At 60.2% G+C, this 24,726-nt stretch carries 21 protein-coding genes and 1 tRNA gene; 10 read left to right on the forward strand and 12 right to left on the reverse strand.

Going from position 1 to position 24,726, the window contains the following annotated elements:
• Positions 1-11: 11 nt before the first annotated feature.
• The 4 genes from ACOQOQ_RS13130 to tgt all read right to left on the reverse strand — a co-directional run bounded on the left by ACOQOQ_RS13130 (position 12) and on the right by tgt (position 6,024).
• A complete protein-coding gene (locus tag ACOQOQ_RS13130) occupies positions 12-1,757 on the reverse strand; it encodes a sugar phosphorylase (protein ID WP_420567436.1) in 1,746 nt (581 codons plus the stop codon).
• A 203-nt stretch (positions 1,758-1,960) separates the two neighbouring features.
• Positions 1,961-2,035: transfer RNA gene (locus tag ACOQOQ_RS13135), tRNA-Val, on the reverse strand.
• Positions 2,036-2,159: 124 nt separating this feature from the next.
• Positions 2,160-4,565: an endopeptidase La gene (lon, locus tag ACOQOQ_RS13140; RefSeq protein WP_420567437.1), complete on the reverse strand. Its 2,406-nt coding sequence runs from the start codon at positions 4,563-4,565 to the stop codon at positions 2,160-2,162.
• A gap of 328 nt (positions 4,566-4,893) precedes the next feature.
• A complete protein-coding gene (gene tgt, locus ACOQOQ_RS13145; RefSeq protein WP_420567438.1) occupies positions 4,894-6,024 on the reverse strand; it encodes a tRNA guanosine(34) transglycosylase Tgt in 1,131 nt (376 codons plus the stop codon).
• Between the two features lie 106 nt (positions 6,025-6,130).
• On the opposite strand from tgt, the gene ACOQOQ_RS13150 reads away from it, so the two are divergent.
• The 5 genes from ACOQOQ_RS13150 (at position 6,131) to tpiA (ending at position 8,978) form a co-directional block, all read left to right on the forward strand.
• Positions 6,131-6,889 (forward strand): enoyl-CoA hydratase-related protein, encoded by a 759-nt coding sequence (locus ACOQOQ_RS13150; protein ID WP_420567439.1) that lies wholly within the window; start codon positions 6,131-6,133, stop codon positions 6,887-6,889.
• A 94-nt stretch (positions 6,890-6,983) separates the two neighbouring features.
• Positions 6,984-7,346, forward strand: coding sequence for an SUF system Fe-S cluster assembly protein (locus ACOQOQ_RS13155; RefSeq protein WP_420567440.1), 363 nt, complete (start codon positions 6,984-6,986; stop codon positions 7,344-7,346).
• Positions 7,347-7,405: 59 nt separating this feature from the next.
• Complete coding sequence (locus ACOQOQ_RS13160; RefSeq protein ID WP_420567441.1) at positions 7,406-7,756, forward strand: HesB/IscA family protein; 351 nt, start codon at positions 7,406-7,408, stop codon at positions 7,754-7,756.
• A complete protein-coding gene (locus ACOQOQ_RS13165) occupies positions 7,757-8,134 on the forward strand; it encodes a TfoX/Sxy family protein (protein WP_420567442.1) in 378 nt (125 codons plus the stop codon).
• Between the two features lie 94 nt (positions 8,135-8,228).
• A complete protein-coding gene (tpiA, locus tag ACOQOQ_RS13170) occupies positions 8,229-8,978 on the forward strand; it encodes a triose-phosphate isomerase (RefSeq protein ID WP_420567443.1) in 750 nt (249 codons plus the stop codon).
• A gap of 67 nt (positions 8,979-9,045) precedes the next feature.
• Here tpiA and ACOQOQ_RS13175 read toward each other — a convergent pair whose 3' ends face one another.
• The 7 genes from ACOQOQ_RS13175 to ACOQOQ_RS13205 form a co-directional block, all read right to left on the reverse strand.
• Positions 9,046-10,422, reverse strand: a complete 1,377-nt coding sequence (locus tag ACOQOQ_RS13175; protein ID WP_420567444.1) for a TRAP transporter large permease — start codon at positions 10,420-10,422, stop codon at positions 9,046-9,048.
• Between the two features lie 4 nt (positions 10,423-10,426).
• Positions 10,427-11,116, reverse strand: a complete 690-nt coding sequence (locus ACOQOQ_RS13180) for a TRAP transporter small permease (RefSeq protein WP_420567445.1) — start codon at positions 11,114-11,116, stop codon at positions 10,427-10,429.
• Positions 11,117-11,197: 81 nt separating this feature from the next.
• On the reverse strand, positions 11,198-12,205 hold the full coding sequence (locus tag ACOQOQ_RS13185; RefSeq protein WP_420567446.1) for a DctP family TRAP transporter solute-binding subunit: 1,008 nt from the start codon (positions 12,203-12,205) through the stop codon (positions 11,198-11,200).
• Positions 12,206-12,471: 266 nt separating this feature from the next.
• Entirely contained in the window at positions 12,472-13,707 is a 1,236-nt protein-coding gene (locus tag ACOQOQ_RS13190; protein WP_420567447.1) for a sigma-54-dependent transcriptional regulator, read from the reverse strand.
• Entirely contained in the window at positions 13,704-15,455 is a 1,752-nt protein-coding gene (locus ACOQOQ_RS13195; RefSeq protein WP_420567448.1) for an ATP-binding protein, read from the reverse strand. The genes ACOQOQ_RS13190 and ACOQOQ_RS13195 overlap by 4 nt, the downstream gene beginning before the upstream one ends.
• A 42-nt stretch (positions 15,456-15,497) precedes the next feature.
• Positions 15,498-16,610: a 3-dehydroquinate synthase gene (gene aroB / locus ACOQOQ_RS13200; protein ID WP_420567449.1), complete on the reverse strand. Its 1,113-nt coding sequence runs from the start codon at positions 16,608-16,610 to the stop codon at positions 15,498-15,500.
• Complete coding sequence (locus ACOQOQ_RS13205) at positions 16,607-17,155, reverse strand: shikimate kinase (protein WP_420567450.1); 549 nt, start codon at positions 17,153-17,155, stop codon at positions 16,607-16,609. The genes aroB and ACOQOQ_RS13205 overlap by 4 nt, the downstream gene beginning before the upstream one ends.
• Positions 17,156-17,276: 121 nt before the next feature.
• Between ACOQOQ_RS13205 and ACOQOQ_RS13210 the strand changes: the two genes are divergently transcribed.
• The 5 genes from ACOQOQ_RS13210 (at position 17,277) to ACOQOQ_RS13230 (ending at position 21,866) form a co-directional block, all read left to right on the forward strand.
• A complete protein-coding gene (locus tag ACOQOQ_RS13210) occupies positions 17,277-17,426 on the forward strand; it encodes a hypothetical protein (protein WP_420567451.1) in 150 nt (49 codons plus the stop codon).
• Positions 17,416-18,936 (forward strand): hypothetical protein, encoded by a 1,521-nt coding sequence (locus tag ACOQOQ_RS13215; RefSeq protein WP_420567452.1) that lies wholly within the window; start codon positions 17,416-17,418, stop codon positions 18,934-18,936. Before ACOQOQ_RS13210 ends, ACOQOQ_RS13215 begins: the two co-directional genes overlap by 11 nt.
• Positions 18,936-19,865: a site-specific tyrosine recombinase XerD gene (locus ACOQOQ_RS13220; RefSeq protein WP_420567453.1), complete on the forward strand. Its 930-nt coding sequence runs from the start codon at positions 18,936-18,938 to the stop codon at positions 19,863-19,865. Before ACOQOQ_RS13215 ends, ACOQOQ_RS13220 begins: the two co-directional genes overlap by 1 nt.
• 68 nt (positions 19,866-19,933) lie before the next feature.
• Positions 19,934-21,265 (forward strand): HlyC/CorC family transporter, encoded by a 1,332-nt coding sequence (locus ACOQOQ_RS13225; protein WP_420567454.1) that lies wholly within the window; start codon positions 19,934-19,936, stop codon positions 21,263-21,265.
• 25 nt (positions 21,266-21,290) lie between these two features.
• Positions 21,291-21,866, forward strand: coding sequence for a nucleotidyltransferase family protein (locus ACOQOQ_RS13230; protein WP_420567455.1), 576 nt, complete (start codon positions 21,291-21,293; stop codon positions 21,864-21,866).
• A 7-nt stretch (positions 21,867-21,873) separates the two neighbouring features.
• Here ACOQOQ_RS13230 and ACOQOQ_RS13235 read toward each other — a convergent pair whose 3' ends face one another.
• Positions 21,874-24,507 (reverse strand): Hint domain-containing protein, encoded by a 2,634-nt coding sequence (locus ACOQOQ_RS13235; RefSeq protein ID WP_420567456.1) that lies wholly within the window; start codon positions 24,505-24,507, stop codon positions 21,874-21,876.
• Between the last annotated feature and the right edge of the window lie 219 nt (positions 24,508-24,726).

Genomic DNA, 24,726 nt, shown 5'->3' on the forward strand with positions numbered 1-24,726 from the left:
CGACACGCCCCCTAGATTCTGTTTGAAATCCAACGGCTTTGGTACGGTGCGAAGGTAATTTCGCTGCCAGCCGGGTCGATATGCTCGCCGCTCAGCAGATCCACCCATTCCTCGCCATCGATCAGGTTGATCGACTGAGGCGTGATAGTCAGCGCGTCATCGCTGACATTGTGTAGCGCAAAAACCGACTGGTCCCGTTCCAGGCTTTGACGCCAAAGGCCAAACAGGCGGTTATCAATCTGCAAGGTGAACTGAGTGGCATTGGGGTGAAACGCAGGTTGTTTGCGCCGCACCGACATGCGCCGAAGCAGCTCGTTCATCACGCGGGACTGAACGGTTTCCGGATCGGACAGACGCGTGTTCAGCTCGCCATAGTCCCAGCGGTGACGGTTGATCGCGCGGTTGTGGCCTGACTTCTCTACCCCTTCGTGGTCATTCGGCGTGCCCAATAGCGCATGGATATAGAAAGCCGGAATGCCCTCCAGCGCCATGATCAGGGTCTGACTGGTCATGAAACGGTCGAATTGCCAATGATCGGGCCCGTCGAAAGTGCCCTTCATGGCCTCGTACCAGGTGATGTTCAGCTCATACGGGGCCTCGCCCCCACCCGGAAGCGCGCGCATGCTGACCTCGCCGCCGAAATCGCGGACCATCCCGATGACCTGATCCACCTCGGCACTGGTCAGCAGCCCCTCGGCGGGGCGCATGCCGATCCCGTCATGGCTGGCGGTGAAGTTCAGGTAGGCACAGCCCATCTGCGCCGGCGGCATCGAGCCCTGCCAGCGGTTCAGATACCGGGCCGTCCCCGCCATCATCGCGTGCAAGACCAAGGGTGGCAGCGAGAAATTATAAACCGCGTGCGCCTCGTTCCGGTTGCCGAAATAGGACAGGTTTTCGGCCTTGGGCACGTTGGTTTCGGTCAGCAGGATCACCGGCTCCAGCGCATAGTCGGCCAGCAAGCGCATCAAGCGTACGATCGCGTGGGTTTGTGGCAGGTGGATCGAGCTTGTGCCGATTTCCTTCCACAAGAAGGCCACCGCATCCAGGCGAATGATCCGTACACCCATGTCGATATGCAGACGCATCACACGCAAGAATTCCAGCAGTACCTCGGGGTTGCGGAAATCCAGATCGACCTGATCATGGCTGAACGTACACCAAACATGACGCGGGCCGTTCACCGTTTCCACCTCGCGCAACAAGGGATGCGTGCGGGGCCGAACGACGCTGCTCAGATCATCCGAAGGGTCAGCCTCGAAAAAGAATTTATGATAAGGTTCATGGCCTTGCAGGTAAGCGTTAAACCACATGGACTGGCTGGAGACATGGTTCAGCACAAGGTCCGACATCAACTTGAACTCGGATCCGATGCGGCTGATATCGGCCCAGTCGCCCAGCACCGGGTTCACCGCGCGATAGTCCGTCACGGCAAAGCCGTCGTCCGAGGTATAGGGAAAGAACGGCAGGATATGTACGCCGTCAATCACGCCCTTCAGGTGCCGTTCCAGAAAATCATGCAGCAGGTCCAGCGGTTTGTGCTGCCCATCCACGATCGAATTGCCATAGGTGATCAGCAGGGAATCGCGCTCGGACCACTGATTGTTACCCGGAACGCGTCCACGTTTGCGGCGATGGCTGCCCTCGGGCCAAAATGCCTCGATCACCTGGCTGGACAGGATCGCACTGTCCAAATCGGGATAGACTTGCTCGAGCAGGGCGGCAAGTTTGAGGCTGAAGGATTGATTTAAAGGGGCCATTTCAATGTCTTACTACTTTTTTCCTGTTGTGCCCGCATTTGGGCCAAAAGCGCAAGCAAAGCAGGCAATTGCACGGAAATCAGTCGCGCGCGCCGTCATCTCTGCTGAAAAACACGGCACTCAGCCCCACGATCGTGCCAAGAGCAAAGACGACGGATATGGTCGCAAGTGTGCGTTCTTCATCAAAAAGAAAAAGGGGGGAATGGTGGGTGATAAGAGATTTGAACTCCTGACATCTTCGATGTGAACGAAGCGCTCTACCACTGAGCTAATCACCCGGTAGCGGCGTATTTAGAGAATCCGCTGTCAGAGTGCAAGAGGGTTTTCCCCAGAATTTTCCAACGCTTTCAGCAACAAAAAAGGCGCCCCGCAGGGCGCCTTTGGCTTTGTTTTCACCCAAGGTTAGTGGGCCACGGCCCCTGCCCCCGGTTTCTGAGCCAGAGCCGCTGCGGCAGCGGCCTCTTCGGCCTCTTCATCCCAGTCGATGGCTGTCGGTTCTTCGACCAGCGCCAGTTTCAGCACTTCGCTGACATGGGTTACGGGAATGATCTTCAGCCCTTCCTTCACGTTGTCCGGAATCTCGGCCAGGTCTTTCTCGTTTTCCTCGGGGATGAGGACGGTCTTAATGCCCCCGCGCAAGGCGGCCAACAGCTTTTCCTTCAGCCCGCCAATGGCCGAGGCATTGCCGCGCAGCGTGACCTCGCCAGTCATGGCGATGTCTTTGCGCACCGGAATGCCCGTCAGGACCGAGACAATGCCGGTGACCATGGCCAGACCAGCGCTTGGCCCGTCCTTGGGCGTCGCGCCATCGGGAACGTGGACGTGGATGTCCATCTTGTCGAACTTGGGCGGTTTAACCCCGATTTGCGGCGCGATCGAGCGCACGTAGGAACTGGCCGCGTCGATGGATTCTTTCATCACGTCGCCCAGTTTCCCGGTGGTCTTCATCCGGCCCTTACCCGGCAGGCGAAGCGCTTCGATCTGCAGCAGGTCGCCCCCGACCGAGGTATAGGCCAGCCCGGTGACAACACCCACCTGGTCCTCTTTTTCGGCCAAACCATAGCGGAACTTCTTCACGCCCAGGAATTCGTCCAGGTTTTCAGGCGTCACCTTGATGGACTTCGCCTCGCCCTTGACGATCTGGGTCACGGCTTTCCGCGCCAGCTTGCCGATCTCGCGTTCCAGGTTCCGTACGCCCGCCTCGCGGGTGTAGCGGCGGATCATCTCGTCCAGCGCGTCGTCGGTGATCTCGAACTCGCCCTTGCGCAGCCCGTGGTTCTTGACCTGCTTGGCCACCAGATGCTGTTTCGCGATCTCGCGTTTTTCATCCTCGGTGTAGCCGGCCAGCGAAATGATCTCCATCCGGTCCAGCAGAGGACCTGGCATGTTGTACGAGTTCGCCGTGGTCAGGAACATCACGTTGGACAGGTCATATTCGACCTCCAGGTAGTGATCCACGAAAGTGCCGTTCTGTTCAGGGTCCAGTACCTCCAGCATCGCCGAGGCAGGATCGCCCCGGAAATCCTGGCCCATCTTGTCGATCTCATCGAGCAGGATCAGCGGGTTGGTGGTTTTCGCCTTTTTCAGCGCCTGGATGATCTTACCGGGCATCGAGCCAATATACGTCCGGCGGTGACCGCGGATTTCGCTTTCGTCACGCACCCCGCCCAAAGAGATACGAATAAATTCGCGCCCCGTAGCCTTGGCAACGGATTTGCCCAGCGAGGTTTTACCAACGCCCGGCGGGCCAACCAAACACAGGATCGGGCCCTTCAGCTTGGCCGAACGCTGCTGAACCGCCAGATATTCGACGATCCGTTCCTTGACCTTTTCCAGGCCATAGTGATCCGCATCCAACACCTCTTGGGCCTTGTTCAGGTTCTTTTTCACGCGGGATTTAGTGCCCCACGGAATGCCCAGCAGCCAATCCAGATAGTTTCGCACGACGGTCGCCTCGGCGCTCATCGGGCTCATATTTTTCAGCTTTTTCAGCTCGCCATCGGCCTTTTCCTTGGCCTCTTTCGACAGCTTCGCGGCGGCGATTTTCTCTTCCAGCTCGGCAATTTCGTTGCTGCCATCCTCGCCATCGCCCAGCTCCTTCTGAATGGCCTTCATCTGCTCATTCAGATAATATTCGCGCTGGGTGCGCTCCATCTGCGATTTCACGCGAGTCTTGATCTTTTTCTCGACCTGCAGAACGGACATTTCGCCCTGCATCAGGCCGTAAACCTTCTCCAGCCGCTCGCTGACGGTCAGGGTCTCAAGCAGGTCCTGTTTTTCGGCCACTTCAATGCCCAGATGCCCCGAGACCAGATCGGCCAGCTTGTCAGCTTCGGTGCTTTCCGAGACAGCGACCAGCGCCTCATCGGGGATGTTTTTCTTGACCTTGGCGTAACGCTCGAACTCGGTCGCGACGGTGCGCAACAGGGCCGAGATCGCCTCGGGATCACCCTCGGCTTCGGGCAGCAGCTCGGCGCTGGCCTCGAAGAAAGAGTCGTTCTCGATGAATTCAGTGATCTGCACGCGCGCCTGGCCTTCGACCAGCACCTTGACCGTGCCATCAGGCAGTTTCAGCAGCTGCAGCACATTGGCCAACACGCCGGTGCGATAAATCCCGTCCTCGGTCGGGTCATCCACTGCGGGGTCGATCTGGCTGGACAGCAGGATCTGCTTGTCATCCTGCATCACCTCTTCCAAAGCCCGCACGGATTTATCTCGCCCGACGAACAGCGGCACGATCATATGCGGGAACACGACGATGTCGCGCAGCGGAAGCACGGGATAGGATGCGTTGAGTTGCTCTTGCATGCGTTTTCCTTGTTCTTGGCAAGACGGCACTGGTCCCGATCATCGGCAACCGCGGCTGTCTCCGTTTCCTGATTGCTAATCTGGGGCCCGCGGCGCCGGATTTCAACCATGTCACAGTTTCCTGACACCAGACTGCCCGCCACAAGAGACAGGTGCAAGCAGAGAACCGGAGTTTTGAGCAAGAAAGGGACCAAAGTCCGAGCGTAGAGCAAAACAAAACCACAATTGGCGCGCTCCACAGGCCTTACGACCACAAAATGTGGTAGTATTTCGTTTGGCGCGGCAAGTGGCGCGATGCGACAGAGAGCGTCACTTATCGGCTCAAAGCTTACAGCCGCTCAATGTCCCCTTGGGCGCGCTGCGCGTGAAAATCTGCCTCCCAGTCGGCAAAGCGCCCTTCGGAAATCGCCTCCCGCATCCCCTGCATGATTTCCTGGAAATAATGCAGGTTGTGCCAGGTCAACAGCATCCCCGAGATCATCTCGCCCGAGCGATACACGTGATGCAAATAAGCACGGCTATAGCTGCGGCAGGCCGGGCAGCTGCACGCCTCGTCCAGGGGGCGCGGATCATCCTGGTGCCGTGCGTTCTTGATGTTCACCACCCCGTGACGCGTCCACGCCTGCCCCGTACGCCCCGAGCGCGAGGGCAACACACAGTCCATCATGTCCACCCCGCGTTTTACCGCGCCTACGATGTCATCAGGTTTGCCGACGCCCATCAGGTACCGCGGCTTGTCCTTAGGCAAATACCCCGTGGCATAGTCCAGCACCCCGAACATGGCCTCCTGGCCCTCGCCCACGGCCAGCCCCCCGACCGCATAGCCATCAAAGCCAATGTCGACCAGCGCCTTGGCGCTTTCTTCGCGCAAATGCGGCGTCACTCCGCCCTGCATGATCCCGAACAGCGCGTGACCGGGCCGATCCCCAAAGGCATCGCGCGACCGCTGCGCCCACCGCATCGACAGACGCATGCTTTCGGCCACGCGTTTTTCATCAGCGGGCAGCGCGGGGCATTCGTCAAAGCACATCACGATGTCCGAACCCAGCAGCTTTTGAATTTCCATCGAGCGTTCGGGCGTCAGGAAATGCTTGGATCCGTCGATATGAGATTTGAAGGTTACGCCGTCCTCGGTCAGTTTGCGCAGATCAGACAGGCTCATTACCTGGAACCCGCCGCTGTCCGTCAGGATTGGCTTGTCCCAGTTCATGAACTTGTGCAGCCCGCCAAGCCGGTCCACCCGCTCCGCCGTGGGGCGCAGCATCAGGTGATAGGTATTGCCCAACAGGATATCGGCGCCCGTGGCGGCCACGCTTTCGGGCAGCATCGCCTTTACGGTCGCAGCAGTCCCAACGGGCATAAAGGCGGGCGTGCGAATATCCCCACGCGTGGTACGGATCACACCGCGCCGCGCGGCGCCATCTGTTGCCTGAAGCTCGAACGAGAATTTCTCTGCCATGCCGGACCCCTGTTTGCGGATTGCGCTTTATTTTCACGACCAGAGCAAAATGCCAAGCGTTGAAAACCCCGTCGCGCGTGACATAGTTGGCATCAAAGGAGACATGATGACCATCAACCCGCTACAGACCAGCCTTGCTGACGGGGTGCTGACCCTGACCCTTGGCGCCGGTGTCGCCCATCCGCTGTCTCTGGCAATGATCCATGCTCTGCACGCGCAGATCCGCATGGCCGCTGAGGACGAGGCCGTCAAGGCGTTGATCATCCATGGCCCCGGCCACATCTTTTGCGCCGGGCACGACCTCAAGGAAATCGCGGCCCACCGCGGTGACGCCGATCAGGGTAAGGCCTATCTGACCCAACTTTTCACCGATTGTAGCGCGATGATGTTGGATTTGACCAACTGCCCCAAACCCTCGATTGCGAGGGTCGAAGGGATCGCGACTGCCGGCGGGTTGCAGCTGATGGCGGCCTGCGATCTGGCCTATGCCACGCCGGACGCGACCTTCTGCTTGCCAGGAGTGGTGAACGGAGGGTTCTGCACGACCCCTGCGGTGACCATCTCGCGGACGATTGCACGCAAACACCTGATGGAGCTGGCCCTGTCCGGCACCCCAATGTCGGCTGACTGGGCGCTTGGGGCCGGTCTGATCAACAAAATCGTACCCAAAGAAAAGATCCTTGCCGAAACGACCGAGTTCGCCCGCAAGGTCGCCTCGTACCACACACCGGCCATCGCTGCGGGCAAGCAAACGCTGTACCAGCACCTTGAGATGCCGCTGGAACAGGCCTATGCGTTGGCCACGAAAACCATGGTCGGGCACTTTCTGGACCCGCACCGTGCGGAAAAAGACAGTAACCGCTGAGACTTGCCGCGGACGCGAAAACTTGGCAACCGGTGCTCTGGACGAATGGGGTAACATTCCCTATATCTTCGCTCAGGAAATACAGGACAGGCCCATGACCGATACCACTCAGCCCATGGAAGGCGCCCCGCTGATTGCGCCCTCGACCGTAGATCACCCGCTTTTTGACGCGGTCGTCGAAGGCTGTCGGTCGGTCTATGACCCTGAGATTCCGGTCAACATCTACGATTTGGGCCTGATCTATACCATCTCGATCAGCGAAGAGAACGACGTTCTGATCATCATGACCCTGACCGCTCCGGGCTGTCCGGTTGCGGGGGATATGCCCGGTTGGATCGTCGATGCGGTCGAACCGATGGAAGGCGTGAAAACCGTCGATGTGCAGCTGACCTGGGATCCGCCCTGGGGCATGGAAATGATGAGCGACGAAGCCCGCCTTGAACTGGGCTTTATGTAACCCCTTGAGATTTGCAGGGCCACGATTAGATTCAGGTCCACGCAACGCAGGAAACACGCATGTTCGGAATTCCCGGAAAACAAGCGGTCACCATGACCCCCAAAGCGGCGGCCCAGATCGCCAAGCTGATGGCCAAAGACGGCCACAAGGGCTTGCGTATCGGCGTGAAAAAGGGCGGTTGCGCGGGCATGGAATACACCATGGACTATGTCGATGACGTGGACCCGAATGACGAGGTCGTCGAACAGGACGGCGCGCGGGTGATGATCGCCCCCATGGCGCAGATGTTCCTGTTCGGTACCGAGATCGACTATGAGGTCTCGTTGCTGGAATCGGCCTTCAAATTCAACAATCCCAACGTGACCGAGGCTTGCGGCTGCGGGGAATCCATCAAGTTCGAGGGCATGTAAGTGGCAGTCGAGCAAGAGTTCCTGACCCACGTGCTGGAACTGTTTGCCGATCTGGGCCCCATTCGCACCGGCCGCATGTTCGGCGGCGCGGGCCTGTTCGTCGAAGAGGACGTAATGTTCGCGATGATCTCGTCCTCGGGCACGGTCTATATGAAGGCCGACGCCACGACCCTGCCAGAATTCCAGACTGCGGGCAGCGAGGCTTTCTGGTACATGCGCGGCGAAAAGCGCATGGAACTTCAGACATTTATGACACTTCCTGAAAGTGCGCTTGACGACCCCGAAGAGGCAATGCACTGGGCCAATCTGGCGCTGCCGCCTGCCCGCGCGGCGGCAGAAGAGAAGCGCAAACAAAAGGCACGTAAGAAGAAGTCGTAATCCCGGTGTCGCAATTTCTGCATCAGGCTTGACCTATCGCGCCCCATCGCAATATTGCCCCCAATAGATAATGAAAATTGACGGGGTGCTTTGAATGCGACGCAAACTTGCCGCTGGAAACTGGAAGATGAACGGGCTGACCGCCCAACTGGCCGAATTGAAGGCCATCGCCGACCAGAACAGCGCCCCTTCGGTTGATCTGCTGATCTGCCCCCCTGCAACGCTGGTTGGGGTGTCGGCGGCAAAGCTGGCTGACCACCCTTTGATGATCGGCGGGCAGGATTGCCATGCGAACACCTCTGGCGCGCATACAGGCGATATCTCGGCCGAAATGCTGGCCGACGCAGGTGCTGGAGCAGTGATTGTGGGCCATTCCGAACGGCGCGAGGACCACGGCGAAACCGACGCAGATGTCCGCGCCAAATCCGTGGCCGCGATGCAGGCCGGGTTGATCTCGGTCACCTGTCTGGGCGAGTCGCTGGCGCAGCGCGAGGCCGGAGACACACTGGCAGTCATCGGTGCACAGCTGGCCGGATCCCTACCCGATGAGGTGGACGCCGCCAAGCTGGTTATCGCCTATGAACCCATCTGGGCTATCGGCACCGGGCTTGTCCCCACGCTGGAACAGATCGCCGAAGTGCATGATTTCATCCGCGCCGAGCTGACCACTCGTTATGGTGCTGACACGGCCGAGGGTATTCGCATCCTCTATGGTGGCTCGGTCAAACCCGGCAACGCGGCCGAGATTTTCGCCGTCACCAACGTAGATGGTGCTTTGGTCGGTGGCGCCAGTTTGAGCGCTGCTGATTTCACGCCGATCATCAAGGCGCTGGAAGCGGCCTAAGCTCGCCCATCCCAGAATGCAAAAACGGCGCCCCAAGAGGCGCCGTTTTCAGTTTCGCGAGTGGATATTACTTGGTGATGATTTCCGGCCCCATGAAGGTTGTCGGCAGATAGGTCGACAGCCATGGGATATAGGTCACCATGATCAGGAAGACGAAGAGCACAGCCAGGAACGGCAGCGCCGCGCGGACAACCCGCATCATCGGCATCCCGGCCACGCCCGAGGTCACGAACAGGTTCAGACCCACGGGCGGGGTGATCATGCCGATCTCCATGTTGACCACCATGATGATACCCAGATGGATCGGGTCGATGCCCAGCTCGATCGCGATGGGGAACACCAGCGGCGCAACGATCACGATAAGGCCCGAGGGCTCCATGAACTGACCGCCGATCAGCAGGATGATGTTCACGATGATCAGGAACATCACCGCACCGAACCCTGCGGACAGCATCGCCTCGGCGATCTGCTGCGGGATCTGCTCGTCGGTCAGCACGTGCTTCAGGATCAGCGCGTTGGCGATGATGAACATCAGCGTAACGGTCAGCTTGCCGGCCTCGAACAGGGTATCGCGGGTATCTCGGTGGAAGAACGCGGTAACGATCGCCACTGGTTTTTGCAGCAACGAGATATTGCGCTCGCCCTCGGGACGGGCCAGTGGCCCCATGTCGCGATAGATGAAGTTCGCGATGAAGAAGGCATAGATCGCGGCCACGGCTGCGGCCTCGGTCGGGGTGAAAATACCGCCGTAGATACCGCCCAGGATGATTACGATCAGGAACAGGCCCCAACCGGCCTCACGCCCAGCGACAAACGCCTCGCCCCAGCCGTTCCACTCGCCTTTGGGCAGATTTTTCACCTTGGCGATCAGATAGATGGTCAGCATCAGCATGGTGCCCGCCATAAGGCCCGGGATCACACCCGCCAGGAACATCCGGCCCACGGACACGTCAGTCGCCGAAGCATAAACCACCATCACGATCGACGGCGGGATCAGGATGCCCAGGGTACCCGCATTTGCGATAACGCCGGCGGCGAAGTCCTTGGAATACCCAACCTGACGCATCCCGGCGATCACGATCGAGCCGATGGCCACCACGGTCGCAGGCGAAGACCCGGACAGGGCCGCGAACAGCATACAGGCGAACACACCCGCAATTGCCAGACCGCCCGGGAAATGCCCCACGATGGCGATCGAGAAACGGATGATCCGTTTCGCCACACCCCCGGTCGACATGAAGGACGACGCCAGGATGAAGAACGGAATGGCCAGCAGGGTATAGTGGCCTGCCATGGCCTGGAACAGGGTCTGCGCGATGGATGCCAGCGAGGTATCGCTAAGCACCAGCAGGAACACGATGGACGAAAAGCCAAGCGACACCGCGATCGGCACACCGATCAGCATCAGGCCAACGACCATGGCAAAGAGAATTGCGACTTCCATGATCTTAGTCTCCGGCGTTCATATGTTTGACATCTTCGACGGCGTCTTCAGCTTCGTGGCTGACGATCAGGCTGTCGGTTTCCCCCTTAAACAGGCGCCAGGTGGCCTGGACGAAGCGGAAAAACAGCAGGGCCATGCCGAAGGGAAGGATGAAGTAGGGAATGAACCGGGGCAGCTTTTCATAGCTTTCTCCGTCATTCATGATCGGCTGAATCCAGCGCAGCCATTCGGGGAACGGGATGTCCACGACCTCGTACCAACCGCGATATGAGGTGCGCTTCATCTCTTCCAGACCGGTGGGGAACCAACGGCCCGTGGTCTGCGGCAGGTTGGCGAAGTTGGCCCAGTAGTCCCAGGCGCCCTTCAGCAGCAGGCCCGCATAGATGATGCACACAGCCCCCGCAGCCAGCCCAACGGCACGGCGCAGCGATGGATTGAAAAAGGCGATCAGCGCGTCCACGCCCAGATGCGCGGTAACTTTGACCGCATAGCTTAGGCCAAACAGCACCAGCCAGGCGAACAGGAAGGTCACGGCCTCCAGCCCCCAGATCAGCCCGGTGTTGAAGCCATAGCGCAGGACGACGTTGATGAAAGTGATCAGGGTCATCAGTCCCAGAAGCACCGCGATGGCGGTCTCTTCGAACTCGTTGACCCACCGGCCCAGGGCCGATTTTGCATGATAGTGGGTGGACATGGCGTATCCCCTTTCCCCCGAGGATATGAAAAACCCGGCCCCGAGAGTGGGGCCGGGAAAGTTCGGCCTGTTGATCAGGCTTTAGTGTTTGGCGTTAATCGCCTGTGCAGCGTCGATATTCTCTTGACCGACGTCATCGCGGAACTGCTCCCACACGGGTTTCATGGTTTCGACCCATCCGGCGCGTTGCTCCGCGTTCAGCGTGCGTACGACCCCGCCCGCTTCGATTACTGCGTTCTTGGCCGCTTCGTTGACGGCAGTGGATTCGGCGTTACGCGTGGCCGAAACCTCGGCGATAATGGTGCTCAGCTGTTCCTGAACGTCCGCCGGCAGGCTGTCCCACCAATCGGTGCCGGTCACCAGCAGATAGTCGATGATGCCGTGGTTGGTTTCGGTGACGCCGTCCTGAACCTCAAAGAACTTCTGGCCATAGATGTTGGACCAGGTGTTTTCCTGCCCGTCCACAACGCCGGTTTGCAGCGCGCCATACACTTCTTTGAAGGCCATCGGCTGCGGGCTGCCACCCAAAGCGGCCATCTGCGCCTTCAGAACGTCCGAGTTCTGCACGCGGAATTTCAGGCCTTCAGCATCCGAGGGGTCAACCAGCGGTTTGTTGGCCGACATTTGCTTCATGCCGTTATGCCAGAAGGCCAGGCCCAGCAGACCGCGGCGCGACATGGACTCTTTCATCGCCTGACCGGTATCCGAGTTCTGGAACTCGTCAACGGCGTCGATGTTCTTGAACATGAAGGGCAGATCGAAAATGCGGAACTTCTTGGTGAATTGCTCGAATTTCGACAGCGAGGGAGCAGCCATCTGGACGTCGCCTTGCAGCATCGCTTCCAGAACCTGGTCATCGTTGTACAGGGTCGAGTTCGGGAAAACCTCCATGCAGGCTTTGCCGTTCATTTCGTCGTTCACGCGCTGTTGCAGCAGCGATGCGGCAATGCCCTTGGGGTGCTTGTCGGTGTTGGTGACGTGGCTGAACTTGATAACGATCTCGCCGTCATCACACGCGTCCGAAGCGAACGCCGCTTGCGAGGTCACACTCAGAGCCAAGGCCATTGCGGCAGTGGTCAGGAATTTCATGTCTGTCTCCTCCCAGAGATCTTGAGACGTGGAAATCAGCGCCTTTTGACGCGATAGGCCAAGATTTCCCGCAGCCGGGCAAGCAGACAAGACAAAGTGATAAAAATGTGAAAGTTGGACAATATGCCAACAATTTCAGCACCATACGAACGCCGATTTTGCATACCTGCCATGCTGCAGCGCGATATTGTGCGAAATTCCGCACAGGGGTTTCGCAAGCTTGTGCGGAAATTCGCACAGCCTTCTGCAGGGCAGCACAAGGCGACTCAGCGGTAGCTCTCGGGCCTCAACCCATAGCGCGCCAGCTTGTCATAGAAGGTCTTGCGCGGCAGTTTCAGCGCCTTCGCGGCCTCGCTGGCCCGCCCCTGCGCACGGCGCAATGCAGCGATCAGCAGGGATTGTTCGACCCGCGCCATCTGCTCGGCCAGGCCCAGCTCTTCGCTGGCATCCTCGGTCTCGGGCCCGCCCAGACCCAGGGCAAACCGCATCGCAGCGCTCATCAATGCCCGCGCATTTCCCGGCCAGTCCTGCGCCATCAGCCCGGCCAGTACGTCGGGCGTGATCTCGGGTGGTGTCAGCCCGGCCTGTTCGCTGGCCTGGGCGACATAGTGCCGGAACAGCACGGGAATATCATCGGGCCGTTCGGCCAGCGACGGGATGCGCACCGGCATCACCTGCAACCGATAAAAGAGATCCGAATTCATGCCCTTCTCGGCCACCGCTTGCTGCAGATCAGCCGTCGAGCCCGCGATCAAGCGAACACTGTCATCCTCTTTTTCCAGACGTTCCAGCAAGGAAAACTGTGTCTCGGCGGGCAGCGTTCCGATGTCATCCAGAAACAGGCTTCCGCCCTGCGCCGCTTCAAAGGCCTGCCCTAGCGCGGTGCCATCCATGCCTGTCGCGGTGCGTTTCACAAAGGGCATTTTCGCGCGCCGGGACATCAGATGCACCACCTCTGCCACCTTGCTGACCCCCGAACCCGGAGGGCCACTGACCAGCACCTCGGTCCGGGCTTGTGCGGCCAGACGAACTCGGGCGCGCAAGGCCTCGGCCTGCGCGGACGAGCCGAACAGCAGCCGTGCCGCCGGATCGCCCGTTTCCAGCTGCGCCTTCAGACGGCGATTTTCCAACACCAGCGCACGCGTTTTCAGCGCCCGATCGATCACCGCCAGTAAATCCGTCGGCGCGCAGGGTTTTTCCAGAAACCCAAACGCTCCCTGTCCCATGGCGCGTACGGCCATCGGTATATCCCCCTCGCCGGTCAGCAATATCACGGGCAATTCGGCGTCCAGCCCCTGCACGTATTCCAGCAGATGAAACCCATCGCGGCCGGGCATACGGATGTCTGACAGGATGATCCCGGCAAAATCATCCGAGATATGATCCTTTGCCTCGATGAACGAGCCGACGGCCGTGGGCGACAGCTCGCCCAGTTCCAGCGTCTGCGCCAAGGCTTCGCGGACGGCGATGTCATCATCGACGACCAGAACCTTACTGATCATGCTGCCTGTGCCCCCTGTGCTGCGGTCAGTTCCACGGTGAAAATCGCGCCGCCCTCGGGTCGGTTGCGACCGCGGATCGCGCCGCCAAAGCTTTGAACCAAACCGTAGGAAATGGAAAGCCCAAGGCCCATTCCGTCCTCGGCGCCGACTTCCTTGGTGGAATAGAACGGGTCAAAAATCTTTTCGGGCTCGCGGATACCGGGGCCGGTGTCGGCCACATCAAGGCAGATTTTGTCGCCCTCGGGCCGCAACCTGATTTGGATATGCTTGTCTGCCCGCCCGGCCATCGCATCCACCGCGTTCGAGATCAGGTTCACCAGCACCTGCCCCAGCCGTACATCGCCCCCCATCACATGTACCGGCACGCCGGGGGGGGTATAATCCAGCGTCACGCCCTCTTGCCGCAACCGAGCTTCACTCAGCTCCAGCGCCTGATCGATGACCAAGGTCAGATCAACACGGGTCACCGGCTCGGATTCCTGTCGCGCAAACGCCCGTAAGTTCTTGATGATGCGGGCCATTCTGGCTGCCATGGCGCTGATCCGTGTCAGGTTCTGCGCGGCCACATCGGTGCGCTGCTTGGCCAGAAAGGCCGCGCCATTGTCGGCAAATTGCTGGATCGCCATCAGGGGCTGGTTCAACTCGTGACTGATCCCGGCGGACATCTGCCCCAGCGCCGACAGCTTGCCGGCCTGCACCAGATCGTCCTGTGCTTTCTTCAGCGCGGCCTCGGCGGCCGAGCGTTCTGCAACCTCGTGGCGCAGCGCAAGGTTGGCCTGAGACAGCTCAGCCGTGCGTTCGGCCACGCGGCTTTCCAGGCGCAGGTTGGCGATGCTCAGCGTGCGGCGTCGCTCGGTCGCCAGGAACAGGAACGCGCCAAAGGCCAGGCACACCGCAGCCACCACCGTGGCCTGCAACCATGCCAGCCCGCGCGCAGGGTCGACGTCCAGCATGGTTTCCACCGTCAGCCCGATGACCGGCAAGTGCCGCGACAGATGCATCGCGCGCTCGGGAACGTAGGGAGACCAGCTTTGCTGCCATATCTCGTGCCCCGAGGTCTGGCGGGCGGTGAAATCAGGCTCGGGTCCCTCTGAAGGCATCAACCCTCCAGCCGGGGTGCGTTGCCAGAACAGAAGTTCCGAGCGGTTGGTGATGAACACCTCGCCATTCCCATCGGTGAAGAAGACCGCCGGACGCGCGCCGCGCCATTCGGCCTCGACGCGGCTCACATTGGCGACAACAACCAGCGCACCACGCACGTGACCCGCAGGCGCAAAGACGGGCGCCGCGAAATAATAGGCCCTCTGGCCGGTTTTCAGATTGATGCCATGCGCCTCGCCCAAGGCGCCCTGCTTGGCGCGCTTCACGAAATAGGTGTGCGATAAATCCACGGGCTCGGTCTGGTTGGCCGAGGCCAGCACCTGCCCCGCATGGTTCACAAGCAGCACGTCCAGCGCGGCGGTCTTGTCAGCCTGACGCAGCAAAAGCGGTTGCAAGATCCCGGGTTCGGCCCCGGCCAGAACGGCCTGCACCAACGGATGTTCGGCCGTAAGCACCGAAAGCTGCTGATACAGTTGTAACTGCCCCATCAGCCGGTCCGCAGCCAAAGTCATGTCGGATTCGCCGCGTTTGGACAGTTGATCCAGCGCCTGCACATAACCATAGCGCCACACGCCGCCGGCAAACATGCCCACGGCCGCAAGGAACACCAGCAAAACCAGCGCACGTCTGTGCAAATCTTGTCGCATGGGGCCAATCTATCGCGTGCTTTGCCGCAAAGACCAGAGAGTTTAGCGCGCGTCCAATGCCTCGGTCAGCACATTTCGAACGATCGACAGATCCACATCCTGTGTCACGAACGCCTGGCCAATCCCGCGCGCCATGATGAACCGGATCTTGCCATCCACGACTTTCTTGTCCTGCCCCATCAGCGCAATCAGATCATCAGCCGAAGGTAATTCACCATCAATATCAGATAGATCGACCTTCATCTTCATGTCGCGAAGATGGGCGCGAACGCGGCTGGGATCCTCTTGTGGGCACAGCCCCAAACGCGCTGAAACCTCGAATGCCAGTGCGCATCCGATGGACACACCCTCGCCATGCAGAAGCCGCTCGGAATAGCCCGTCGCAGCCTCGAGCGCGTGACAGAACGTGTGACCCAGGTTCAAAAGCGCACGGTCCCCTTGCTCGGTCTCGTCACGCTCGACAATCTCCGCCTTCATCTGGACCGAGCGTTTTACCGCATAAATCCGCGCGTCCATGTCCCCCGCAGCAGCACGTGAAGCATTCTTTTCAAGCCATTGAAAAAATTCAAAATCCCCAAGAAGACCATATTTCACGACCTCGCCGTAGCCGGCCAGAAAATCCCGTTCGGTCAGGGTGCCCAATACCTCGGTATCCGCCAAAACCATCGAGGGTTGGTGAAAGGCTCCGATCAGGTTCTTGCCCTGAGGCGCGTTGATCCCGGTTTTACCGCCGACAGAACTGTCAACCTGAGCCAGAAGGCTGGTAGGGATCTGAACAAAACGCACGCCCCGGCGCAAAACTGCCGCCGCAAAGCCCACCAGATCGCCGATCACGCCCCCACCAAAGGCGATTACCACGTCGTTTCGTTCGACTTTCTGTTCCAGAAGCCATTCCACGGTCTTGGTAAACTGGGGCCATTGCTTGGTGCTTTCACCCGCAGGCAAAATCAGTGAAACACTTTCAATACCAGCCGCTTGCAAGCCACTTTTCAAGTTACCAAGGTGCAGCGCAGCGACGTTTTCGTCAGATACAACTGCCACACGCGGACGTTTCAGCAGCGGCGCAATCAGCTCGCCCGAGCGAGCAAGTAAGCCGGGCCCGATCTGGATGTCATACTCGCGCCCCTCCAGGCCGACATGCACCGTTTCCATCATTCTACCTTCTCCAATACATCCGGGCGCGTTTGCAGGACGTCCAGCACCATCAAGGCCGTTTCGTCAATCGAGCATCCTGGTTTGACGTGAATTTGCAGATCGGCCAGCCCGTAAATCGGCACTCGTTTGTTGAACAGCTCGGTCAGAACGCCCAACGGATTCGGGGCCCTGAGCAAAGGACGCGTATCCTTGTGCCGCACGCGCTGCCACAGCAGGTCCAGATCGGCATTCAGCCAGACGGCCACGCCCTTGTCCGAGATCATCTGCCGGTTGCCCTGAGCCATATAGGCGCCCCCGCCCGTGGACAGGATGCAGCTTTCCGTCTCCAGAAGACGCTGGATGACCTGGCTTTCTTTTTCGCGAAAGAACGGTTCGCCATCGCGGGCAAAAATCTCGGCGACGGTCATGTTGGCGGCCGCTTCGATCTCGGCATCCGAATCGAGGAAAGCCACGCCCAGTTTGGCCGCCAGTGCCTTGCCTACAGCGGTTTTTCCTGCGCCCATCATCCCGACAAGCGCCACGGTTTTTTTCAGTTTCCAGCTCATAGGGCGGCCTTTTCGGCTATCTCGCGCCGTTTTTCAATGTTCACGGATGAATGACGTGATCTTGGGGAAAAGGCCAGTTATAAGTTAGGGAAAATGCACACATCAAAAAACGGGCAGACAAATGGGGCGACTTCTTAAATGGCTGTTCATCCTGATATTCTTGGGACTGATCGGGTTGGCGGGCTATGCCTATGTCGGCCCGTTCCTGGGCGCGGATTTCTCACCACAGCAGTCCGAGATACGCCAGCAGGTGATTCTTGATGCAGGCTAGATGGTTGGTGGCCTTTGCCTGCGCGTCCTTTTGGGGATTGGACGCCAGCGCACAGACCGGGCCACCGCTGTCAGCCATCGACTGGCTGAACGATCCTGTTCCAGTGATTCAACCCTTGCCCGGCGCGGGTGATCCTCCGGTCACCGGGGGTGTTGTCCTGCCGGTTGTGGATGTCTCACCACTAGGCGAGGCATCGGCGGATTCCGTGGGGCTGCTGCCCAGTTCGGTGACGGGGCTTCCTGCGTCGCTTTGGCAACACAGTGATGCCGGGCAGATCCGCGCGCTGATGAAAGCGCAGAAGTTGACCGATCTGCCTGCGATGCAGTCGCTGTTTTACACCCTGCTTCTGGCCGAGGCCGAACCGCCTATGAACCTTGAGGCCGACGGTGATTTCGTGGCGGCCCGGCTGGATCATCTTCTGGCGCTTGGCGCGGTTGAACCGGCCCAGGCGCTTGTGCAGCGCGCGGGGCCAAGCTCGAAACCTCTGTTCAAACGCTGGTTCGACGCCACGCTTCTGAGCGGCGACGAAGAGGCCGCCTGCACCCAGCTGGTGCGCACACCAGGACTGTCCCCCTCGCAGGCTGCGCTTATCTTTTGCACCGCGCGCCGGGGCGATTGGCGCGCAGCTGCCTTGATGCTGAACACCGCGCTGGCACTGCAAACACTGCCCAGCCAAGAAGCTGCGCTGCTTCAACACTTCCTTGAACCCGAGCTATACGAGGAAGAGCCCCTGCCGCTGCCGCCCGTACGGCCAAGCCCCCTTGTGTTCCGCCTGTGGGAAGCCTTGGGCGAACCCTTGCCCACCGCGCCCCTGCCGCGCGCCTTTGCCGTGGCCGATCTGCGCGACATCACCGGATGGAAGGCCCGGATCGAAGCCGCCGAGCGTCTGGCGCAGACCTCGGCCCTGCCGGAAAACCGCCTGCTGGGGATCTACTCTGAACGCGAGCCCGCGGCGTCGGGGGGGATCTGGGACCGTGTCGACGCCATTCAGCGTCTGGATCGCGCCCTGGCCGAGCGCGACCCCCGCGACGTCACCCGTGCACTGCCCAATGCCTGGCGCGCGATGCAGGCCGCCCGGCTTGAGGTGCCCTTTGCCCGGCTTTTTGGGGCACAGCTTGGCCAAATGCCGCTGACCGGCCCAGCGGCTGAACTGGCGCGGGACATCGCGTTGCTGTCGCCTGACTACGAGCGCAGCGCGCAAGGCCCCGACCCTGATTTCGCGCAGACACTGGCGATGGGCCGCCCCGCTTCGCGCCTGTCGCGTTCGCCGATGGAACAGGCAATCGTCAAGGGCTTTGCCGCCCCTGATCTGCCCGATGACCAAGCCATGCGACTGACGCAGGGCCGGCTGGGCGAGGCCATTCTTGACGCGATGCGTCTTTATGAAAACGCCATGCATGGCGAGACCAAGGACCTGGTGACCGCGCTGGCCACCTTTCGCCATCTGGGGCTTGAGGACACCGCCCGCCAAGCCGCGCTTCAGGCGCTGTTGCTGACACGGGCGCCGTAATGAACGCGCATCGCTGGATATCCACCTTCCTCGAGGCGCAATCGGCCGAGCTTGGGTCGGCTGAAAACACGCTTCAGGCCTATGGGCGCGATCTGATGGGGTTTTGCGACTGGGCCGAGGATCAGGGTCATAGCCTGGATACCCTGACCCGCGCAGACGTCGAATCCTATCTGGTGCACTCTGACGCCCAGGGCCTGTCTCAGGCCACCGTTGCGCGGCGGTTGTCCTCGATCAAGCAGCTGTTTCGCTTTGCGTTCGAGGAAGGCTGGCGCGCGGACAATCCCGCCATTCAGATCCGCGGGCCGGGGCGATCGAAAAAACTGCCCAAGGTGCTGTCCCAGGACGAAGTCGATCGCCTGCTGCACGCCGCCCGCCACACCGGACGATCCCATGCCGATCGCGTGCGCAACATCTGCCTGTTGGAGCTTCTCTATGCTACTGGGATGCGCGTGACCGAGCTGGTGACCCTGCCGCTTGCCGCCACCCAAGGCGATCCGCGCATGTTGCTGGTGCTGGGCAAGGGCGGCAAGGAACGCATGGTGCCTCTGTCCAGCTCGGCGCGGATTGCGCTATCGGATTGGCGGGCCGAACTTGAGATCGAGGCAGACCTGCCCAAGAACAAGGGGCTTGAGCGCTCGAAATTCCTGTTTCCGGGGCGGGGCAAGACCGGCCATCTGACGCGCCACCGCTTCTTTGCGCTACTCAAGGACATGGCCTTCACCGCCGGAGTGCCCGCAGACAAGGTTACCCCGCACACGCTGCGTCACGCCTTTGCGACCCATCTGCTGGCCAATGGCGCCGATCTGCGTGCGATTCAGACGCTGCTGGGGCACGCGGACATCTCGACCACCGAGATTTACACGCATGTGCTGGACGAGCGCCTGAAAGAGCTGGTGTTGACCCATCATCCACTGGCACGGGACAGCTAGGGCCTGCAACCCCTTGAACGCAGACCGTTTGGACCCCATAACTTGGCCGAAACCTCCGATGATGGAACATGATGGAGACCACCACCTTAGTTGAGCCCGTTCTGGACGCTGCCTTTTGGATCACCACCGCAGCGATCCTGTTGCTGCTGGTGCTTTCAGGCTTCTTTTCCGGGTCTGAAACCGCCCTGACGGCCGCCTCGCGCGGGAAGCTGCGTGCCCAGGCCGACAAGGGCTCGCGAGGGGCGCAACGCGCGCTGGACATCACCGAGGATAACGAGCGGCTGATCGGCTCGGTCCTGCTGGGCAATAATCTGGTGAATATCCTGGCGGCCTCGCTTGCGACGGCCCTGTTCACCCGCGTCTTTGGTGAAAGTGGCGTGGCGCTGGCGACGCTGGTCATGACCCTGCTGGTGCTAATCTTCGCCGAGGTGCTGCCCAAAACCTATGCCATCACCAACGCCGAGCGCGCCGCCGCCGGGGTTTCGCCAGTTATTCAGGTCGTCATCACGGTGTTTTCCCCTGTCGTCAGCGCGGTACGTCTTTTCGTGCGTATGGTTCTGCGGATATTTGGCGTGCAGACCGATCCCGACAGCCACATCCTGGCTGTCCGCGAAGAAATCGCGGGCGCCCTGCATCTGGGCCATTCCGAAGGTGTGGTCGAAAAAGAGGACCGCGACCGCATTCTGGGTGCGCTGGACCTGTCGGACCGCTCGGTCGAGGAAATCATGCTTCACCGCAGCCAGATCGAGATGATCAACGCCGACGATGCCCCCGATCAGATTCTCTCGCAATGTCTGGAAAGCAACCACACGCGACTGCCTGTCTTCAAAGGTGAACCTGACAATATCGTGGGCGTCGTGCACGCCAAGGATCTGCTGCGCTCGATGCACAAGTTGACGTTTGGCGATACCGAAGACGAGGCCCCGGGGCTGATGGAGCTGCGCAAATTCGACATTCAGGACGTCGCGATGCCCCCTTATTTCGTGCCGGACACGACCACTCTGGACGATCAGATGCGCCAATTCCTGCGCCGCCGGACCCATTTTGCGCTGGTGGTGGATGAATATGGCAGCCTCGAAGGGCTGATCACGCTGGAAGATATCCTTGAAGAGATCGTTGGTGAAATCACTGACGAGTTCGACCCCGACGCCGATCACTCGATTCTGAAAACCAAGGACGGGCATTTCCTGGTCGATGGCGCCATGACGATCCGCGACCTGAACCGCGCGAATGACTGGTCTCTGCCCGATGAGGAAGCCAACACCGTCGCCGGTCTGGTTATCCACGAGGCGCAGATGATCCCCGAGATCGGGCAGGTCTTCAACTTCCACGGTTTCCGCTTCGAAGTCTGTGGCCGCGAAGGAAACCGCGTCACGAAGCTGAAAATCCGGTCGCAATAACTTTGCCGCGTAAGGTATTGCTAATATGAAAACTATTTTGATTCTCGCTGCGGGATCCTCGTCCCGTATGGGCGATCGCGACAAGCTGCTTGAACAGGTTCAGGGCGTGCCCCTGCTGACCTTGATGGCGCAACGAGCGTTGGAGACCAGGGCGCAGGTCCGTGTTTGCCTGCCCGGTCCGGACCATCCGCGCGTCAAGGCCCTGCCCGCAGATGCGCGCCCCGTTTGGGTGCCGGACGCGGCCGAGGGTATGGGGGCGTCGATCCGAACCGGCGTCCTGTCCGCAGCCCGGACCGAGGCGTTGATGATCCTGCCAGCCGACATGCCTGAACTGACGACCAATGACCTGCAAACGCTCTGGCAGGCTCATACCCCCGATGCGATCACGCGTGGCGCCAGCGCCGACGGGCGGCCGGGCCATCCGGTAATTTTCCCGCAAGACCTGCTGCGCGAGCTGGAAACCCTGCGCGGGGATGAGGGCGCTAAATCCGTGCTGGTACGTCACCGCCAACGGTTGAACCTGGTTCCCCTGCCCGATCAGCACGCGCTGACGGACCTGGACACACCCGAGGCCTGGGCCAACTGGCGCGCCAAGAACTAAACCACAGTTACCGGGTCAGAATCCGGGCCTCGTGAGCGGCCAGCGTGATGCGTGCGGCCGGGTAAATCTCGGACGGTGTATTCGAGGCCAGCTCGGGGAACAGCGCGAAAAGCTCGGCCCGCTGATCCATATCCATGCCCGCAAGGGTCAGATCTCCCGGCTGGAAGCTTTCGCTCCAGGCGCCATCGCCCATTACCACCTGGTGCCGTTCGGTCATGAAATGCACATAGGTCACGCTGGGCAAATCAACCTGGTCGACCCCCTCGATCACGGTCAAAGCAATGGCCGGAACAAAGACCTCTTCCTCGCCGAACCACAGCGCCGCCGTTGACGAGCAGACCAACATGCGGTGCTGCGGCGAGACCAAGAGGTCCTGTTCCGGTTGTCCATTGCCCAGGGCGCCACGACGAATAAGCACCGGGCGCAGGTTTGCCTTCCGGGCCAGCTCGGAGTTATCCAACGTGCGCGTCCCGATCCAGCTGACAGGCTGGAACCCGTTGTCGCGGGTCAGCACCCGATCGCCCTGACGCAAATGCGCGGCAGGCACCTCACCCCTAAGCGTCTTGATCAAAGAGCGGGGCGTGAAACAGGGCACATAGTTGATATTTTCAATGTTTTCAAAGGTCAGCGTGGTGCCGTCATCCCAGTAGACGGTACCGTTTTCGGGATCGGCGTCATAGACGATCGTGGCCGGTCCGGTGATGTTGAGCGTATCGCCCACGGTCTCGTCACCCTCGCTGCCATCAACATGCATGGTGCCGCCACCGGCGCCCGAGGCATAGAAGGTATCGTCTCCATCCCCGCCCTGCGCCTGATCACTGACACCGACGTGGATCGTGTCCTCGCCCGCATCTCCGAACACGCGGTCCGGACCGTCCTGGCCGTCGATCACGTCATTGCCGTCGCCGCCAAAGATCGTATCCCCTTCGGCGCCGCCAAAGATTGTGTCATTGCCCGCACCGGCCTCGACCCAGTCAGCATCCGAGCCGCCCGCACCGTCGCCGCCATCGATCATGTCGCCCTCGGGGTCACCCGTGTATGCGCCGTCGATCAGATCGTCACCCGCAGTACCATCAACGGTGCCATTGCTGGCGCCCATCGGGATGCCCATCGCACCCAGTTGCGCAGGGCTGGAAACATCGCCCGCGGAAACGCCCACCAGCGTCAGGGTTTCGCCATTGCCGAAATGAAGTACCGCATTGCCGTCGGCATCTTCGGTCACAGTGATATCCGAGGTATCCACCTGTCCGCCGTCAGCGTCCTGCATATTGGTCAGGTCCAGCAGGTCCTGCCCGGTAAAGGTGCCATCGCCGTTGTCGACAGGGACATCAAAGCCCGTCACGCTGTCATTGCCCGAGATATGGCCCAAACGGATCGTGTTGGTCCCGCCCCCCAGGATCAGATGCTCGACCCCTTCAAAAATCGCGGTCGAGGTGCCATCGGTCAGGCTGCCGCGCCCCTGCACGTCCGAGCTGAGGTCAATCACAAGGTCAGCCGTGATACGGCTCAGGTCCAGAACGTCGCCGGTAAGCTCGTCCTGATCTTCCATCTCGATGGTGTCGTTGCCAAAGTTATCTTCAAGGGCGATGGTGTCATCGTTATAGCCAGACCAGATGAAATCGGCACCGGTGCCTCCCTCCATATAGTCATTTCCAAAGCTGCCGCGCAGCCAGTCGTTGCCTTCGCCGCCAAGGATGGTGTCATCGCCGCGGTCGCCTTCCAGCCGGTCGTCGCCCGCGCCGCCATCGACATAGTCATTGCCGTCATAGCCTTCGAACGAGTCATTTCCGTCGCCGCCAAAGCCGACGTCGTCGCCGGTGTTCCCGTACAGGTAATCCGCGCCATCTCCGCCGATCAGCGTGTCATTGTCATCGCCACCTTCCAACTGGTCATCGCCGGCACCGCCCTCGATCAGGTCATCCCCGGCGCCGCCCAGAACGGTATCATTGCCCAATCCGGCCTGCACGTGATCATCGTTCGATCCGTCGGGCGCATCGCCAGCGTCGATCCTATCGCCTTCAGGATCGTCCACGTAGAACTCGGATATCCAATCGTCACCGTCGGTGCCGCTGACCACCCCGTCTGAAACAGGGCCGTAGGCCTCTTCGGGATAGTTGATGTTGAAATAGGTGTTTCCCTCTTCGATGGTGCCCGCGCCAATCGAGCCATCTGCGTCGTAGTCCACATCCGTATCACGATCTATCGTCAGGCTGCCGATATTGTCGTTGGCATCCGTTCCGGGCGCCAGCAGCAAAGAGCTAAGCACAGGCGCGCCAGCATCCGCCGAGACCAGCACATTCGCGTTGAACCGCAGGTAAGTGTCCCCCACACCGGAAAGATCATCCTGAACCGACGCAAACTGCCCCGCGTTCATCGGGGTGTATTCGTACAAGGCATTACCAGCCAGATAGTCAGCCTCGCTGTCATAAACGGTCAGGCCGATGATCTGGCTGCTGCCCGAGACTTCGCCGTTGATGTCGATGTTCTCCATCTCGACCACGACGATCTGGTTATCGTCGAAGATCTGAGTGCCGCCCGTAAGGGTGATTTGCCCCGCTCCGTCATTTCCAGCGCCCGAAAGGGTGCTGATCGAGGGGTCAGACACCACATCGATGCCGTGAATTAGAAAAGTCTCACTCATTGCTCTGGCCTCCTGGCAGGGGCAAACAACAACGGATCCAGCCCAATTTGGACGGTTTGAATTGGTGGCGCGTGTGCATCGCTCTCTGCCTTGTGTATAGGCCCCAGCCTGCGCCGGGGACATTAACTCAGGCTTGGTTACACATTGGTTTCCCGGCAAGAATGGGGCGCGATTGGGGCTTTTCAGGTGAAATAAAGCGAATTTGGGCAGATTGTTTCG

This window comes from Thalassovita sp. (assembly GCF_965218685.1).
Lineage (GTDB): Bacteria > Pseudomonadota > Alphaproteobacteria > Rhodobacterales > Rhodobacteraceae > Thalassobius.

Excerpts from the sequence above, each read along its gene's own strand:
- ACOQOQ_RS13215 (WP_420567452.1), top strand. The coding sequence starts at position 17,416 with ATGCAGGCTAGATGGTTGGTGGCCTTTGCCTGCGCGTCCTTTTGGGGA.
- ACOQOQ_RS13160 (WP_420567441.1), top strand. The coding sequence starts at position 7,406 with ATGTTCGGAATTCCCGGAAAACAAGCGGTCACCATGACCCCCAAAGCG.
- ACOQOQ_RS13155 (WP_420567440.1), top strand. The coding sequence starts at position 6,984 with ATGACCGATACCACTCAGCCCATGGAAGGCGCCCCGCTGATTGCGCCC.
- ACOQOQ_RS13205 (WP_420567450.1), bottom strand. The coding sequence starts at position 17,155 with ATGAGCTGGAAACTGAAAAAAACCGTGGCGCTTGTCGGGATGATGGGC.
- ACOQOQ_RS13130 (WP_420567436.1), bottom strand. The coding sequence starts at position 1,757 with ATGGCCCCTTTAAATCAATCCTTCAGCCTCAAACTTGCCGCCCTGCTC.
- tgt (WP_420567438.1), bottom strand. The coding sequence starts at position 6,024 with ATGGCAGAGAAATTCTCGTTCGAGCTTCAGGCAACAGATGGCGCCGCG.
- aroB (WP_420567449.1), bottom strand. The coding sequence starts at position 16,610 with ATGATGGAAACGGTGCATGTCGGCCTGGAGGGGCGCGAGTATGACATC.
- ACOQOQ_RS13150 (WP_420567439.1), top strand. The coding sequence starts at position 6,131 with ATGACCATCAACCCGCTACAGACCAGCCTTGCTGACGGGGTGCTGACC.
- ACOQOQ_RS13225 (WP_420567454.1), top strand. The coding sequence starts at position 19,934 with ATGATGGAGACCACCACCTTAGTTGAGCCCGTTCTGGACGCTGCCTTT.
- lon (WP_420567437.1), bottom strand. The coding sequence starts at position 4,565 with ATGCAAGAGCAACTCAACGCATCCTATCCCGTGCTTCCGCTGCGCGAC.
- ACOQOQ_RS13220 (WP_420567453.1), top strand. The coding sequence starts at position 18,936 with ATGAACGCGCATCGCTGGATATCCACCTTCCTCGAGGCGCAATCGGCC.
- ACOQOQ_RS13185 (WP_420567446.1), bottom strand. The coding sequence starts at position 12,205 with ATGAAATTCCTGACCACTGCCGCAATGGCCTTGGCTCTGAGTGTGACC.
- ACOQOQ_RS13230 (WP_420567455.1), top strand. The coding sequence starts at position 21,291 with ATGAAAACTATTTTGATTCTCGCTGCGGGATCCTCGTCCCGTATGGGC.
- ACOQOQ_RS13180 (WP_420567445.1), bottom strand. The coding sequence starts at position 11,116 with ATGTCCACCCACTATCATGCAAAATCGGCCCTGGGCCGGTGGGTCAAC.
- ACOQOQ_RS13190 (WP_420567447.1), bottom strand. The coding sequence starts at position 13,707 with ATGATCAGTAAGGTTCTGGTCGTCGATGATGACATCGCCGTCCGCGAA.
- tpiA (WP_420567443.1), top strand. The coding sequence starts at position 8,229 with ATGCGACGCAAACTTGCCGCTGGAAACTGGAAGATGAACGGGCTGACC.
- ACOQOQ_RS13235 (WP_420567456.1), bottom strand. The coding sequence starts at position 24,507 with ATGAGTGAGACTTTTCTAATTCACGGCATCGATGTGGTGTCTGACCCC.
- ACOQOQ_RS13175 (WP_420567444.1), bottom strand. The coding sequence starts at position 10,422 with ATGGAAGTCGCAATTCTCTTTGCCATGGTCGTTGGCCTGATGCTGATC.
- ACOQOQ_RS13210 (WP_420567451.1), top strand. The coding sequence starts at position 17,277 with ATGGGGCGACTTCTTAAATGGCTGTTCATCCTGATATTCTTGGGACTG.
- ACOQOQ_RS13195 (WP_420567448.1), bottom strand. The coding sequence starts at position 15,455 with ATGCGACAAGATTTGCACAGACGTGCGCTGGTTTTGCTGGTGTTCCTT.